Source organism: Streptomyces sp. NPDC047981 (genome assembly GCF_040653315.1).
Lineage (GTDB): Bacteria > Actinomycetota > Actinomycetes > Streptomycetales > Streptomycetaceae > Streptomyces.
In genome coordinates this window covers 79,703-92,606 of sequence record NZ_JBEZNQ010000006.1, presented here as the reverse complement: position 1 = coordinate 92,606, position 12,904 = coordinate 79,703, and the positions used below count along the sequence as shown (strand labels likewise).

At 71.2% G+C, this 12,904-nt stretch carries 14 protein-coding genes; 7 read left to right on the top strand and 7 right to left on the bottom strand.

What is annotated here, in order from left to right:
* Positions 1-3 precede the first annotated feature (3 nt).
* Positions 4-513, top strand: a complete 510-nt coding sequence (locus tag AB0E14_RS05965; protein WP_362412676.1) for an SRPBCC family protein — start codon at positions 4-6, stop codon at positions 511-513.
* 36 nt (positions 514-549) lie between these two features.
* On the opposite strand, the gene AB0E14_RS05960 is transcribed toward AB0E14_RS05965, so the two are convergent.
* Positions 550-747 carry a CsbD family protein gene (locus tag AB0E14_RS05960; protein WP_362412673.1) on the bottom strand — a complete coding sequence of 66 codons (198 nt, stop codon included), beginning with the start codon at positions 745-747 and terminating at the stop codon, positions 550-552.
* 370 nt (positions 748-1,117) lie between these two features.
* Between AB0E14_RS05960 and AB0E14_RS05955 the strand changes: the two genes are divergently transcribed.
* On the top strand, positions 1,118-1,408 hold the full coding sequence (locus tag AB0E14_RS05955) for a DUF2188 domain-containing protein (RefSeq protein ID WP_362412670.1): 291 nt from the start codon (positions 1,118-1,120) through the stop codon (positions 1,406-1,408).
* A 320-nt stretch (positions 1,409-1,728) separates the two neighbouring features.
* Entirely contained in the window at positions 1,729-2,082 is a 354-nt protein-coding gene (locus tag AB0E14_RS05950; protein ID WP_362412667.1) for a PRC-barrel domain-containing protein, read from the top strand.
* A 134-nt stretch (positions 2,083-2,216) separates the two neighbouring features.
* Here AB0E14_RS05950 and AB0E14_RS05945 read toward each other — a convergent pair whose 3' ends face one another.
* The 3 genes from AB0E14_RS05945 to AB0E14_RS05935 all read right to left on the bottom strand — a co-directional run bounded on the left by AB0E14_RS05945 (position 2,217) and on the right by AB0E14_RS05935 (position 3,653).
* Complete coding sequence (locus AB0E14_RS05945) at positions 2,217-2,933, bottom strand: HAD family hydrolase (protein WP_362412899.1); 717 nt, start codon at positions 2,931-2,933, stop codon at positions 2,217-2,219.
* Positions 2,934-3,021: 88 nt separating this feature from the next.
* On the bottom strand, positions 3,022-3,345 hold the full coding sequence (locus tag AB0E14_RS05940) for a plasmid stabilization protein (protein WP_362412664.1): 324 nt from the start codon (positions 3,343-3,345) through the stop codon (positions 3,022-3,024).
* Positions 3,346-3,497: 152 nt separating this feature from the next.
* Complete coding sequence (locus AB0E14_RS05935; protein ID WP_362412661.1) at positions 3,498-3,653, bottom strand: DUF6131 family protein; 156 nt, start codon at positions 3,651-3,653, stop codon at positions 3,498-3,500.
* Positions 3,654-3,799: 146 nt separating this feature from the next.
* Here AB0E14_RS05935 and AB0E14_RS05930 point away from each other — a divergent pair, with 146 nt between their 5' ends.
* Positions 3,800-5,404, top strand: a complete 1,605-nt coding sequence (locus AB0E14_RS05930) for a phospholipase D-like domain-containing protein (protein WP_362412658.1) — start codon at positions 3,800-3,802, stop codon at positions 5,402-5,404.
* A gap of 82 nt (positions 5,405-5,486) precedes the next feature.
* On the opposite strand, the gene AB0E14_RS05925 is transcribed toward AB0E14_RS05930, so the two are convergent.
* Positions 5,487-6,623 carry a magnesium and cobalt transport protein CorA gene (locus AB0E14_RS05925; RefSeq protein WP_362412655.1) on the bottom strand — a complete coding sequence of 379 codons (1,137 nt, stop codon included), beginning with the start codon at positions 6,621-6,623 and terminating at the stop codon, positions 5,487-5,489.
* 149 nt (positions 6,624-6,772) lie between these two features.
* Here AB0E14_RS05925 and AB0E14_RS05920 point away from each other — a divergent pair, with 149 nt between their 5' ends.
* Positions 6,773-7,888 carry a winged helix DNA-binding domain-containing protein gene (locus tag AB0E14_RS05920; protein WP_362412652.1) on the top strand — a complete coding sequence of 372 codons (1,116 nt, stop codon included), beginning with the start codon at positions 6,773-6,775 and terminating at the stop codon, positions 7,886-7,888.
* Between the two features lie 117 nt (positions 7,889-8,005).
* Here the strand turns inward: AB0E14_RS05920 and AB0E14_RS05915 are convergent, their stop codons facing one another.
* Positions 8,006-8,944, bottom strand: a complete 939-nt coding sequence (locus AB0E14_RS05915; protein WP_362412649.1) for a LuxR C-terminal-related transcriptional regulator — start codon at positions 8,942-8,944, stop codon at positions 8,006-8,008.
* A gap of 91 nt (positions 8,945-9,035) precedes the next feature.
* On the opposite strand from AB0E14_RS05915, the gene AB0E14_RS05910 reads away from it, so the two are divergent.
* Positions 9,036-10,724 carry an AMP-binding protein gene (locus AB0E14_RS05910; RefSeq protein WP_362412646.1) on the top strand — a complete coding sequence of 563 codons (1,689 nt, stop codon included), beginning with the start codon at positions 9,036-9,038 and terminating at the stop codon, positions 10,722-10,724.
* A complete protein-coding gene (locus tag AB0E14_RS05905) occupies positions 10,721-12,307 on the top strand; it encodes an AMP-binding protein (RefSeq protein WP_362412643.1) in 1,587 nt (528 codons plus the stop codon). Before AB0E14_RS05910 ends, AB0E14_RS05905 begins: the two co-directional genes overlap by 4 nt.
* A 19-nt stretch (positions 12,308-12,326) precedes the next feature.
* Here the strand turns inward: AB0E14_RS05905 and AB0E14_RS05900 are convergent, their stop codons facing one another.
* Positions 12,327-12,878 carry a GNAT family N-acetyltransferase gene (locus AB0E14_RS05900; protein ID WP_362412640.1) on the bottom strand — a complete coding sequence of 184 codons (552 nt, stop codon included), beginning with the start codon at positions 12,876-12,878 and terminating at the stop codon, positions 12,327-12,329.
* Positions 12,879-12,904 lie beyond the last annotated feature (26 nt).

Genomic DNA, 12,904 nt, shown 5'->3' with positions numbered 1-12,904 from the left:
GGCATGGTGCACGCCACGATCAAGGTGAACGCTCCGGTGCGTGAGGTCTACGACCAGTGGACGCAGTTCGAGGACTTCCCCCGGTTCATGGACGACGTGGAAGAGGTGCGTCAGCTCGACGAGCGCGTCTGCCACTGGCGGACTCGAATCGCTGGTGCGACCCGGGAGTTCGAGACCGAAATCGTCGATCAACGACCCGACGAACGCATCTCCTGGCGCACCATCGGCGGCGAGGTCAGGCAACAGGGCATGGTGACGTTCCAGGCACTCGACGAGGAGACCACCCGAGTGACTCTGACCATGGATGTCGATCCGGAAGGCGTCACGGAGACGGCGGGACTGGCCCTGGGAGTGGTGGACAGCCGGATCAAGGGCGACCTGAACCGCTTCAAGGAGTTCATCGAGGGCCGAGACCGGGCGACAGGCGGTTGGCGCGGAAAACTGCCCCCTCGTGGCAGCACACCTGGACCACCCCCGGCGGGCGAAGGTCAAGCATCGTCGCCAGACCCCTGAACCCCTGACCTCGGAAGAAGCGGTCCTTCTGTGCGATTACCGCTCCTTGTCCCTCAGCGAGTCCTCGACTCCGCGGGCACGGTCCTGGACCTTTCCCATCGCTTCCTTCGCCTTGCCCTTGATCTGGTCCGTCTTTCCCTCGGCCTTCATCCGGTCGTCCCCGGTGGCCCTGCCGACGGCCTCCTTGCCCTTGCCCTTGAGCTGCTCCATCTTGCCTTTGGCCTTCTCCGTCATGACCGGCTCCCAGTTCCCCCTGGTGTCTTGTCACGCACTCGCGGGTCATTCCTCCACTGCGTGCATGGACAACCCATTGTCCCGCTCATACCTGCACAAAGCGCGTTCAGTGAACGGCTCGACGGTTAAGCGCCGGGGGATGGGGGCGTGGGAAGAGCCGGCTCGGGCCCCGATCGGCCACCCTGCCGCGGCACCCGCGCGGCCTGTGACACCCCCGGGACGTGCGATCACTGCCTGGGCATGCCTAGCCTGAAATCAGCCCAAAGATCGTCGCGTTTGTGGCGTAGGAGTCGACCGCCCCTCGCCGCCCCACGGGCGAGACCTCCAGGCCGGCCTGAGGGCGCGAGAGTCCGACCGTGAGGAGAAGGCCATGGCAGCCAAGCCGACTGTCTACCACGTGACTCCGTCCGGCGAGCGGGCTGCGGCGGCGGGCGTGAAGTGGCAGGTCGAGGGCAGGGAGGGGCGTCGGGTGCTGCACGAGCCGCACCGTACGCAGCAGGAAGCGATCGATTCCGCGCGCGGACGGGCGAAGGAGCACATGCCCGCGCAGGTCGTCGTCCACGGCCGTGACGGTCACATCCGCAGCGCCTACACCTACGGCGACGCCCCAGCCCCTGACGAACGCGGCCGCAGGGCGGGGCAACCGGGAGGCGTGTTCTAGGCCCTTCTCGCGGTTGACCTGGAACGGCGCAACCTTCGTGCCTCCCGGCGCAACGGGGGCGGAGCGATCCGGGCGGTCGACGAACCGACTGGCGGGCCAGGTGTCGACCCGCCACGCTCGAAGGAGGGCACCGCTGGACCGGCCACCGCCAGGAGTACGTTCCCCGTGGCAGGGGCCGGGCGGAGCACGGCGGGCCGTAGTCGTACGGGCGGCCTGGCCGGGCCTGGCCGGGCCCGCGGCCGTCGCGCTGCGCCGGCGATGCCGATGCGGTGGGTCCTTGTCTCGTTCCGGTCGGAACCCGACGACGAAAGGATGCAGCCGTGAGCGCGTTTGACATCTGGGGCTATCACCCGGACGCGGGATACCGGCGGGGTGCCGACATCGTCGGCTACAAGGTGGAGGCGACCGACGGCGCCATCGGGAAGATCGACAAGCACTCGGAGGAGGTCGGGGCGTCCTATCTCGTTGTCGATACCGGTACGTGGATCTTCGGCAAGCACGTCCTGCTGCCTGCGGGGACCATCCGACTGATCGACACCGTGGAGGAGAAGGTCTACGTCGATCGGACGAAGGAGCAGATCAAGGACGCCCCTGAATTCGACGAGCACAAGCGGGCGGGCGAGCCCAGCTATCTGGAACAGTTCGCCCGGTACTACGGCCAGCCCCACATGTAGAGCGGTGGCACGTCGGGGAGGCGGCAAGGCCGCAGGCGAGCGAGCGGCTCCCCGGCTTCAGCGGACCCGTCGGGCGGCACCCCGACTGCCGGCGGAGGCACGCGACGAGGCCGTCGTGGACCTGACGGGACTGTTCACGCGGCGATCCGGGCGAACGGCCCACCGGCGAGGGAGTCAAGGAGTTCCGCCGGGTCCTCGTGGACGCTGTCCGCCCCCGCCTGCTTCAGGTCGGCCGCGGGGATGCCGCCGCACAGCAGGCCCGCGCACCAGCTCACCCCTGCCCGGCGGGCGGCCCGCATGTCCCAGACGCTGTCCCCGACGAACACTGCCCGCCCGGGTTCCGCGCCGGCCAGTTCGAGGGCCTGGCGTACCGGCTCCGGATGCGGTTTGCCGTGTTCCACGTCGTCCGCGCTCGTGGCTGCGTGGACGGCGTCCTCGGCGTCGATGGCGTCGGTGAGCGCCGACAGTTCGTCTCCGGAGGCCGAGGTGACCAGGACGACGCGCCAGCCGCCGGAGGCGAGCGCGCGCAACAGGTCCCCCGCACCGGGCATCGGCGCGATCCGGCAGAAGAAGGTGGCGTACAGCACGTCGTGTGCCGTCCTCATACGGGCCTGCTCGGCTTCACCGTGCCCCGGGCCCAGGAGATGCTCCAGCAGGTCCGGACCGGGCAGCCCGAGGGCCCGATGCACGGCGTGCATGGGGACCTGGTGTCCGGCTTGCCGCAGCGCCTCCCACCACGAGGTCACGTGCAGATGATTGGTGTCGGTGAGTGTTCCGTCGACGTCGAAGAGTGCGGCTCGGACGCCGGCGTCGACGTCCCGCCCGGGGTCCGCCCGCTGTGACTCGGACATCGCCGCAGATGCGACGTCCACGTCTTCCATGCCAGGGCGTGTACCCGCGGACCTGTTCATCGAACCGGGCAGAAGGCCGACTGCGGGTTCAGCGGCCCAGCGCCCGCTTGAGTTCCGCCTTGTCCATCTTCGAGCGGCCCTCGATGTTGCGCTGCTTGGCCTCGTTGTAGAGCTGTTCCTTGGTAGGGCCCTGAGAGCCGCTGTGGGAGCGTTGGCCGCCTCGCTCGGACGAGGACATGTCCCGCAGGGACGATCGGCTGGCGGTTTTCGACTCCCCGGCGCGGGCGCGTTCCTTGTTGACCGTGCGGGCGGCGATCTCCTTCGCTCGTTCCGGGGACTCGCCGCGTTGTTCGGCGGACTCCTTGATGTGCTCGTACTGACGTTCGCGCTTGGGGGAGGAACCCCTGGGCATCGGAAATCTCCTCTACTCCGTGGTTCGGGTGCCGCTGCTGGGGGCGCCCTGTCCCGCGTCCCTGGCGTGTGGGTCCACTCGGCGCCTGCCTGGAGCGGGCACCAGGGGGAAGCGGTCGAGGCGGGGCAACTGGCCGGTCATCCGGGCGCGGTTCACCAGTAGTGGTTCCGGCCGCCCACGGCGTGCCCCAGAGCCCCGAGCACCCAGAGGATGAGCCCGATGACGACCAGGATGATGCCTATGGTCCACAGGATGGAGATGCCGGTGACGAAGCCGATGACGAGCAGGATCACTCCGAGGATGATCATGGCAGCCTCTCACTGCTGTGAGTGCGGTCCTGCTACCCGAGTATCCCCCGTTCCGCAAGTCCCTGCCTCCTGCGAGGCTCCGCTGCCGACCCGTGCGCCCGGGTGAACGCTCTGGGTCCGGGTAGGTATACGGAGGAGGTCGTGGCATGGCCCGCTCGGACTGGCTGCTCGAGCCAGGAGAACGCGGAAACCCCGCCACACGGCTGGAGAAGCGCCGTGCGGACGGGACAGCGTGGTCCGAGGGCAACCACGCCCGCCACCTGGTCCACGGAGCCCCGTACTTTGCCGAGCTCCTCGCCAGGATCCGGGAGATGCGCGCGGGCGACCTGCTGCTGTTCACCGACTGGCGCGGCGACCCCGACGAACGGCTCGACGGAGCAGGTACGGAGATCGCGACCGTACTGGCCGAAGCGGCGGAGCGCGGCGTTGTGGTGAAGGGATTGCTGTGGCGTTCCCACCTGGACGGTTTCCGCTTCAGCGAGGAGGAGAACCGCTCGCTGGGCCTGCGGATCGAGGCCTCGGGCGGCGAGTGCCTGCTCGACCTGCGCGTACGGCCCGGCGGCTCGCACCACCAGAAGATGGTCGTCCTGCGCCACCTGGGCCGCCCGGAGCGTGACGTCGCCTACGTCGGCGGGATCGACCTGTGCCACAACCGCAACGACGACTCCGCCCACCGGGGCGACCGCCAGTCGCTGCCCATGGCTTCGGCGTACGGCCCGCACCCGCCGTGGCACGACGTCCAACTGGCCGTGAGCGGACCCGCCGTCGGCGATGTCGAAGCCGTCTTCCGCGAGCGGTGGGAGGATCCGGCGCCGCTCTCGCGCAGCCCCGTGGTCCGCCTGCGGGCCCTGTGGAACGGGGAGGACACCAGCGCGGGCGAACTGCCTCCGCAGGAGGCCGACCCTCCGCCGTGCGGTACGCACGCCGTGCAGGTGTTGCGCACCTATCCGAACCGGCTGCTGTGGGGATACCCCTTCGCCCCCGACGGCGAACGCAGCATCGCCCGCGGCTACCTGAAGGCCCTGCGGCGCGCCCGGGCGCTCATCTACCTGGAGGACCAGTACCTGTGGTCCCAGCGGGTCGTGGCCTGCTTCGCCCGGGCGCTGCGCGCCCAGCCCGGCCTGCGGCTGATCGCTGTCGTCCCCTCGGTCCCGGACCAGAACGGCCGGATCAGTCGGCCCATGAACCTCATCGGGCGGATCACCGCCCTGGAGGAGCTGCGGCGGGTGGGCGGGGAGCGGGTCGCGGTGTACGGCCTGGAGAACCACGCCGGAACACCCGTGTACGTGCACGCCAAGGTATGCGTGATCGACGACGTATGGGCCGCAGTCGGGTCCGACAACGTCAACCTGCGCTCGTGGACGCACGACTCCGAGCTGAGCTGCACCGTCCTCGACCGGAGCCGCGATCCCGAACCGCCTGACGATCCGGGCGGGTTGGGCGACGGCGCCCGCACCTTCGCCCGGCGGCTGCGCCTCGAGCTCATGCGTGAGCACCTCGACGCGCCGGACGGGACCGGGACCGAACTGTGTGACCCGCAGACCGCCTTCGACCGGTTCGGGCAGTCCGCCGCGGCCCTGGACGACTGGTACGCGGCCGGCTGCGGCGGGCCGCGTCCGGCGGGACGCCTGCGCCGCTACGTCCCGCCGACCCTGCCGACCACGCGACGCCTGCTCGCGTCGCCCCTGCACCGCGCGCTGATGGACCCGGACGGCCGCCCCTTCCGGATGCGTCGCCGCAACACCTTCTGAGCGCACGGCCGTTCGTGGACGCTCGGTGGTTGCAGGGAGGCAGCCCACGTCGCGACCTCGCTCATGGGGCGGGCTGTGTCGGCTACAGCCAGTCCTTCCGCTTGAAGACCACGTACAGACTCGTGCACACCACTGCCATCAGGACCACCGCGAACGGGTACCCGCCCGCCCAGTGGAGTTCCGGCATGTTGTCGAAGTTCATGCCGTAGATCGTGCCGACCAGCGTGGGGGCGAAGAGGATGGCGGCCCAGGACGAGATCTTCTTGATCTCCTCGTTCTGTTCGAAGCCCGCCTCCGCCAGCGCGCGCATCTCCGCGTTCTGTTGCTGGGTGACCAGGGTCGCGTTGACCGTCAGGATCTCCGTCAGGGCCTGGCGGAAGCCGTCTACGCGTTCGCTGGTGTGGGTGACGTGGTCGGCCACGTCGCGGAGGTAGCGCTGGAGTTCCTCGTCCGTGCCGTACTTCGCGAAGCCTGCCATCAGGCCGTGCAGCATGCCCACGAGGGGGCGGGTCGCGCGCTGGAACTCGACCATTTCGCGGGAGAGTTCGTAGATGCGGCGCGAGACCGCCGGGTCGCCGCCGAAGACCTCGGTCTCGATCTCGTCGATGTCGTTCTGCACGCCCGCCACCACCGGGGCGTAGCCGTCGACCACCGCGTCCAGGATCGCGTACAGGACCGCCTCCGGGCCCAGGGCCAGCAGGTCGGGGTCCTTCTCCATGCGGTGGCGGACCGCCGACAGGTCGGGGGCCGCGCCGTGCCGCACCGTGATCACGAAGTCCCGGCCCACGAAGATGTGCAGCTCGCCGAAGTCGACCTCCTCCTGGGCGTCCAGGTAGCGGGCCGCCCGCAGGACGACGAAGAGCGTGTCCCCGTACCGTTCCAGCTTCGGGCGCTGGTGCGCCTCGAGCGCGTCCTCCACCGCCAGTTCGTGCAGATCGAACTCGCCCGCCAGCGACAGCAGTTCGGACTCCGTCGGGCGGTGCAGGCCGATCCACGCCATGCCGTCCGGGTGTTCGCGCAGCTGGCGGAAGGTCTCGGCCAGGGTGTCGGGGGACGCCACCTTGCGGCCGTCGCGGTACAGCGTCGCCTGCACCACGCTCGGCCGGTCCGCAGCCGCGTCCCCCGCCTCGGACGGTTGCTGCTGGGCCTTCGGCCGGGGCGTCCCGGCCGGCGGTTCGGGCTGGCGGCGCCAGGCTGCGCGGGGGCGACGCTCCGACATCGTGGGGTCCATCTCCGTCTGCGTGGTCGTGGCCAGGTCTCCCGGGAAGGATATACGGGGTGAATTGCCGCAGCGCGGCGGCCGGTGCCGGGCGGCTCACGTGCGACTTGCGGACACACCCTGTCCGCAAGTCCGAGTAGCGTGCCGCCATGGCCTCCACCTCGACGAACCCGGTCCTCTCCACCCGCGCCCTGGGCCGTGCCACGCTGGCCCGCCAGCTCCTCCTGGAGCCCGCCGCGATGTCCGCCAAGGACGCCGTCACCCACCTCCTCGGACTCCAGGCGCAGAACACCAAGCCGCCGTACTACGCCCTCGCCGCCCGGCTCGCCGACTTCCGCCCCGAGCACCTCTCCACCCTCATGGAGTCCCGCGAGGTCGCCCGGATCGTCACCCTCCGCTCCACCATCCACACCCACACCGCCGAGGACGTGCTCACCCTCCGGCCGCTCGTCCAGCCCGCCCGCGCACGCGAACTCACGATCTTCCGCGAGGGCCTTGACGGCGTCGACCTCGACCTCCTCGCCGACCTCTCCCGCGCGCTCGTCGAGGAGAAGCCCCGTACCCCCAAGGAGATCCGGGAGGCCCTCCTCGTCCACTGGCCCGACGCCGACCCGCAGTCCCTCTCCGTCGCCGCCCGCTGCCTGCTGCCCCTCGTCCAGGTCACCCCGCGGGGCCTCTGGCGTCGCAGCGGACAGGTCCGTCTCACCACCGCCCAGTCCTGGCTCGACATGGCCGAGGAAGCCGAACCCGACGTCGACTCCGTCGTCCTCCGATACCTCGCCGCCTTCGGGCCCGCATCCGTCAAGGACATGCAGACCTGGTGCGGCCTCACCCGCCTCCGCGACGCCTTCGAGCGCCTCCGCCCCCGCCTGCTCGCCTTCCAGGACGACAACGGCGTCGAACTCTTCGACCTCCCCGAGGCCCCGCGCCCCGACGACGACACCCCGGCCCCGCCGCGCTTCCTCCCCGAGTTCGACAACCTCCTCCTCTCCCACGCCGACCGCCGCCGCTTCGTCTCCGTCGAGGCGAAGAACCGCACGTGGAAGGGGAACCAGGCCTTCTCCGTCTTCCTCCTCGACGGCCTCCTCGCCGGGCTCTGGCGCCTGGAGGAGACCAAGGAGCGGACGACCATGACCATCCAGCCCTTCGGCCGTCCGTCCGAGCCGCAGCGCGCCGCGCTCGCCGAGGAGGCCGAGCGCCTGCTGCGGGTGACGGGGGAGGAAGGGGTGCCCTTCGAGGTCGGGTTCGGGGTCGTCGACGCGTAGGGGTACGGGCGTGGATCCCCGGCCGCGGGCAGCGAGAGCCACGGCACCGCGATCTGCGGCTACGCCGGCGGTAGCCACGGGCACCGCGACCTCCGGCCGCGCCCGGCCGCGCCTGCCCTACGGCAGCACGCCCGCCCTCCGCGCCGCGACCACCGCCTCGCCCCGCGTGTGCGCCCCCAGCTTCCGCATCGTCGAGCGGAGATAGCCCTTCACCGTCTCGGGGCGAAGCCCCAGCCGTTCCGCCGCCGTCGCGTTCGTCGCCCCCGACGCCACCGCCGTCAGCACGTCCAGCTCGCGCGGCGTCAGGCGCACGCCCGGTGACCGGGGCGTGGGGCCCGCGGGGGCCGTCGAGGCCGTCTCCAGGCGCCCGCACACCTCCGACAGCCGGGCTCGCAGCCGCGCATCCGCCACCTGGGGCAGGAGACCGCGCAAGTCCGCGTGCGCCTGCCGGATCTCCTCCCACGACCACGCCCCGGATCCACCGGCGGGCCCGCCTTCCGGACCGCCTTCCCGCCCCATGCCCGGCCCGGCCCCCCGCCCGCCCCCCGCCCCCGAAACCGGCAGTCCCGCGACCCGGCCCTCCTCCCGTACCGCCAAAGCCTGTTCCACGTCCCTGGCCGCCGCCACGGCCGCGTCGAAGACCCGGTCGCCGAGGGGCAGCGCGTCGCGGAGCGCGCCGTACAGCACGCCCCGCACCTGGCGTCGTACGACGACCGGCACCGCGATCACCGACCGCAGGCCCTCCGCCGACACCGGGCCGTCGTACTCGTGGGTGATGTGCCGTGCCGACGGGTAGTCCACGACCGCGCAGGGTCGCGACAGCGCCAGGCACTTCCCGCCCAGGCCGCTGCCCGCCGCGATCGTGAGGCCCCGCAGCGCGGGGGTCACCGCGCCGCTCAGCTCCGCGATCCGCAGCCGGGCCGGTGGGCCGGACCGGCCACCGCCGCCCGACCGCCCGTCGCGCAGCAGCCCGCCGAAGACGACGTCCAGGCCCGTGGACCGGCGCAGCCGCAGCAGCGCCGCCCGCATCTCCACCGATTCCGTCAGCTCGGGCACGCGACCACTCCTTCACCCCCGAACGGGGGTAGTGAGACCTGGGTCACTGATTACACGATGTCCGTGACCGGTCCCGCAACGAGGAGGACACATGACGGCTACCACCGCGACGGAGAGGTTCCGGGCAGCCCGCGACTTCCTGCTCCGGCACCGCGAGGAGTACGAGGCCGCGTACGAAGGCTTCGCCTGGCCCCGTCCCGACCGGTTCAACTGGGCCCTGGAGTGGTTCGACGTCATCGCGGACGGCAACGACAGGACCGCGCTGCACATCGTCGAGGAGGACGGCGCCGAGACGCGCGTCAGCTTCGCCGAGATGAGTGAACGTTCCGACCGGGTCGCCAACTGGCTGCGCTCGTGGGGCGTACGGGCCGGCGACCGGATCATCGTCATGCTCGGCAACCAGACCGAGCTGTGGGAGACCGCGCTCGCCGCCATGAAGCTGCGCGCCGTCGTCATCCCCGCCACCCCGCTCCTCGGCCCGGCCGACCTGCGGGACCGGGTCGAGCGCGGCCGGGCCCGGCACGTCATCGCGCGCGCCGAGGACACCGCCAAGTTCGACGACGTACCGGGGGAGTACACCCGGATCGTCGTCGGGGCGCCGGAGGGGCAGGAGGGTGGCCGGTGGATCTCCTACGGTGACGCCGTCGGCGCCTCGCGTGTCTTCGAGCCCGACGGCGTCACCCGTGCCGACGACCCACTGATGCTGTACTTCACCTCTGGTACCACCGCCCGCCCCAAGCTCGTCGAGCACACCCATACCTCGTACCCCATCGGCCACCTCGCCACCATGTACTGGATCGGGCTCGAGCCCGGCGACGTGCACCTCAACATCTCCTCGCCCGGCTGGGCCAAGCACGCCTGGTCCAACCTCTTCGCCCCCTGGAACGCGGAGGCGACGGTCTTCATCCACAACTACACGCGCTTCGACCCGGCCCGTCTGATGGCCGAGATGGAGCGGAACGGAGTCACCAGCTTCTGTGCGCCGCCGACCGTCTGGCGCATGCTGATCCAGGCCGACCTCACCGCGCTCAAGCACCCGCCGCGCGAGGTCGTGGCGGCCGGTGAGCCGCTCAACCCCGAGGTCATCGAGTCCGTCCGGCGGGCCTGGGGCGTCACCATCCGCGACGGGTTCGGGCAGACCGAGACGGCCGTCCAGGTCTCCAACAGCCCGGGCCAGCGGCTCAAGGAGGGCTCCATGGGCCGGCCGAGCCCCGGATTCCGGGTCACCCTGGTCGACCCGGTGAGCGGAAAGGCGGACGTGGACGAGGGCGAGATCTGTCTCGACCTCTCCGCCGACCCCGTGGGTCTCATGACCGGCTACCACGGCGACCCGGAGCGTACGGCCGAGGCCATGGCGGGCGGCTACTACCGCACCGGAGACATCGGCTCCCGTGACGCCGACGGCTACATCACCTACATCGGGCGCGCCGACGACGTCTTCAAGGCCTCCGACTACAAGATCTCGCCGTTCGAGCTGGAGAGCGCGCTCCTGGAGCACGAGGCGGTGGCCGAGGCGGCCGTCGTGCCGGCCCCCGACCCGCTGCGGCTCGCCGTCCCGAAGGCGTACGTCGTCCTCGCGGAGGGCTGGGAGCCGAGCGCGGAGACGGCACGGGCGCTCTTCGCCCACTCGCGCGCCGTCCTGGCGCCGTACAAGCGGCTGCGCCGCATCGAGTTCGCCGAACTGCCGAAGACCGTCTCGGGGAAGATCCGCCGCATCGAACTGCGCGAACGCACCGCGCGCGGCGAGGGCACGGAGTACGCGGAAGGGGACCTCGCGTGAGCCAGTCGTACGCGCACGGCGCGAGCACCACCGAACTCCTCGGCGACACGATCGGCGCCAACCTCGACCGGGCCGTCGCCGCCTGGCCGGAGCGCGAGGCGCTCGTCGACCTGCCGTCCGGGCGCCGCTGGACGTACGCCCAATTCGGTGCGGACGTCGACAGGTTGGCCGGTGCGCTGCTCGGCAGCGGGGTCGTCAAGGGAGACCGGGTCGGCATCTGGGCGGTCAACTGCGCCGAGTGGGTGCTCGTCCAGTACGCCACCGCCCGCATCGGCGCCGTCATGGTGACCGTCAACCCCGCCTACCACGCTCATGAGCTGGAGTACGTGCTCCGGCAGGCCGGGATCTCCCTGCTCTTCGCGTCCCGCACGCACAAGACGAGCGACTACCGGGCGATGGTCGAGGAAGTCGCGCCCAAGTGCCCCGAGTTGAGGGAAGCGGTGTACTTCGGCGACCCCACCTGGGACGAGCTGCTCTCCCGTACGGCCGGAGAGCTGCGCCCCGCCGCGCTCTCCTGCGACGAGCCGGTCAACATCCAGTACACCTCGGGCACCACGGGCTTCCCCAAGGGGGCGACCCTCTCCCACCACAACATCCTCAACAACGGTTACTTCGTGGGCGAGATGATCGCCTACACCGAGCAGGACCGGATCTGCATCCCCGTCCCCTTCTACCACTGCTTCGGCATGGTGATGGGGAACCTCGCGGCCACCTCGCACGGCGCCTGCATGGTCATCCCCGCGCCGTCCTTCGACCCGGCCGCCACCCTCCGCGCGGTCCAGGAGGAGCGCTGCACGTCGCTGTACGGCGTGCCGACGATGTTCATCGCCGAGCTGAACCTCCCCGACTTCGCCTCGTACGACCTCTCCTCCCTCCGCACCGGCATCATGGCGGGCTCACCCTGCCCGGTGGAGGTGATGAAGCGGGTGGTCGCCGAGATGAACATGGCCGAGGTGTCGATCTGCTACGGCATGACGGAGACCTCACCGGTCTCCACCCAGACCCGCCGCGACGACGACCTGGAGCGCCGCACGGGCACGGTGGGCCGGGTCATGCCGCACGTCGAGGTGAAGGTGGTCGACCCGGTCACCGGCCTCACCGTCGAGCGCGGTGTCGCCGGCGAGCTGCGCACCCGCGGCTACAGCGTGATGCTCGGCTACTGGGACGAGCCGGAGAAGACCGCCGAGGTCGTCGACGCGGGCCGCTGGATGCACACCGGTGACCTCGCGGTGATGCGCGAGGACGGGTACGTCCAGATCGTCGGCCGGATCAAGGACATGATCATCCGGGGCGGCGAGAACGTGTACCCGCGCGAGATCGAGGAGTTCCTCCACGGGTACGAGAAGATCGCGGACGTCCAGGTCGTGGGCGTGCCCGACGCCCGCTACGGCGAGGAGATCCTGGCCTGCGTGATCCCCCGGGACCCCGCCGACCCGCCCACCCTGGACGACATCACCGCGTACTGCCGCGACCGTCTCGCGCACTACAAGGTCCCGCGCCGGGTGGAGATCCTCGCCGAGTTCCCGATGACCGTGAGCGGGAAGGTGCGGAAGGTGGAGCTGCGGCAGCGCTACGGGGAGTAGCCGAACGCCAGGCGCAGGGCTACGGCGAGGCGGGCGCCCGCCGGACCGCCGCGGCCCCCGCCAGCTCGCGGCGCATGCAGACCCGGGGCCAGGTCGCCAGGCCGTGGGCGGCCTCGGCCCGCTGGATCGCGCGCAGGCCGACGGTGAGCTCCGGGTCCGACTCGGCGAGCGGGCGGAAGCCGAGACGGGCGTAGTACGGGGCGTTCCAGGGCACCTCGGCGAAGGTCGTCAGGGTCAGCGCCGTGAGCCCGCGCTCGGCCGCCTCGGCCGCGAGGTGCTCGATCAGGGCGCGCCCGATGCCCCGGCGGGCGGCGTCCGGGTGCACGGAGACCTGCTCGATGTGGGCGGCCCCGTCGACGGTGTCCGTCAGCAGGTACGCGACCGGGCGGTCGGCCTCGTCGGCGGCCACCCAGGCACGGCCGGCGCGCCGGTAGGCGTCCAGGACGTCCAGCGGCAGGGGCTCGTCGTCGGCGATGAACGCCATGCCGACGGAGCGGAAGGGCTCGCCCGCGGCCCGCTCGATGTCCTGGAGCAGCGGGAGTTCGGCCGGTGCGGCCGCTCGGATGTGCATACGACGAGTATGGCGCGGACCCTCCC